Raw genomic sequence first — 1,250 nt, 5'->3', positions numbered from 1 at the left:
AAGACGCTTTGACCGAATCCCATCAATGGAGCTTGTAATACTTTATAGATAAATGTTTGTGCGTATTGGAATTCTGTTAATGAGAAGATGAGATAGATTGCAAATGCAAAGAACATCGCAAACGCACTAGGAATTAATGCTGCAAATGAATGGTAAACTGCTGGTGGCACTGCATCAGGAAGTTTGATAACCCATCCTTTTTTCTGAATCGTTACGAAGATTTTTACTGACACAATCGCAGTAATCATCGCTAAGAACACCCCTGCAGAACCAAGGTTTGAGAAGGCAAAACCAGTAAATTTCTTACCAGCTTCGTTCACAAATGCTGGGTGAACTTTTGGAGTCATGATAAGGTAGCAGACAAGTGATAATACTCCCCCTGCAATGGCATCACTTTCTAATTGTTTAGCATATGAATACCCAATACCTACAGCCCCTAAAACTGCTAAAATACTAAACGTTGAATCAATCACGGCATCCATCGAGTTTTCCCAACCCTTGCCGAAGAATTGCGCCATAAAATCGCTATACCCTGGCACTGGGAAGTTGGCAATAACTAGGAAAATGGACGCTACGATAATTAATGGTGTACCGACTAAGAACCCGTCACGAATCGCAATCAGCACCTTGTTCGTGCTGAGACGCTCTGCCACGCGGCCCATCGTGTTTTCTAAACCTGCAAACATTGTACTAACCTCCTATTGTTCTTTTTTTGATTTTAATAATTGAATGGCACGTTTCAAGATACGTTCACCATCTGCATTTCCGTAGTCTTCAAGACTGATGACATCGACAGGAACTCCCATCGGATCGTATTTTGCATGAACCGCATTGAATTTGTATTTCACTTGAGGTCCTAACAAGATTACGTCTGGATGGTATTGCTCGTAAATCGTATCAAGTTTCGGGTCTGGAAACGCTTTAATTTCTAGTGGTAAATTATGCTTATCTGCTACGTCTTGCATTCTGCTAGCCACTAGACTAGTTGACATCCCCGCATTACAAAATAGATAAATTCTTTTCATTTTCATTTCCTCCTTCCGTTTCTATTTAATTGTTTCTATCCGTTCATAAAGGGCGATAATTTCTTCTGCTGTAATTTTAAGAAATTCCGCATTCATCAACTGGTCTTCTGCATGGACCAGTAAGAGCGAAAATGGCACCGGCTCACCGGATGTTTCTTGTTGTAATAATCCAAAGTGCGCTTCATGCCCCTGCGCATGATATTTATCTCCTTCTTCAATACAACG

3 protein-coding genes are annotated in these 1,250 nt (G+C 40.8%); all 3 read right to left on the bottom strand.

Annotated elements, in window-relative coordinates:
• On the bottom strand, positions 1–686 hold a 686-nt coding region (locus O3793_RS08875; RefSeq protein ID WP_371446972.1), incomplete at its 3' end, for a PTS transporter subunit EIIC.
• A 12-nt stretch (positions 687–698) separates the two neighbouring features.
• Positions 699–1,025, bottom strand: coding sequence for a PTS sugar transporter subunit IIB (locus O3793_RS08870; RefSeq protein ID WP_285251675.1), 327 nt, complete (start codon positions 1,023–1,025; stop codon positions 699–701).
• A gap of 21 nt (positions 1,026–1,046) precedes the next feature.
• Positions 1,047–1,250 (bottom strand): PTS lactose/cellobiose transporter subunit IIA (locus O3793_RS08865; protein WP_371446970.1); only part of this gene is annotated, 204 nt, incomplete at its 5' end.

Origin of the sequence: Granulicatella sp. 20925_1_28, from assembly GCF_041433575.1 — a bacterium.
Taxonomy (GTDB): domain Bacteria; phylum Bacillota; class Bacilli; order Lactobacillales; family Aerococcaceae; genus Granulicatella.
The sequence above is the reverse complement of the archived record's forward strand: the minus strand, read 5'-3'. Positions and strand labels throughout refer to the sequence as shown.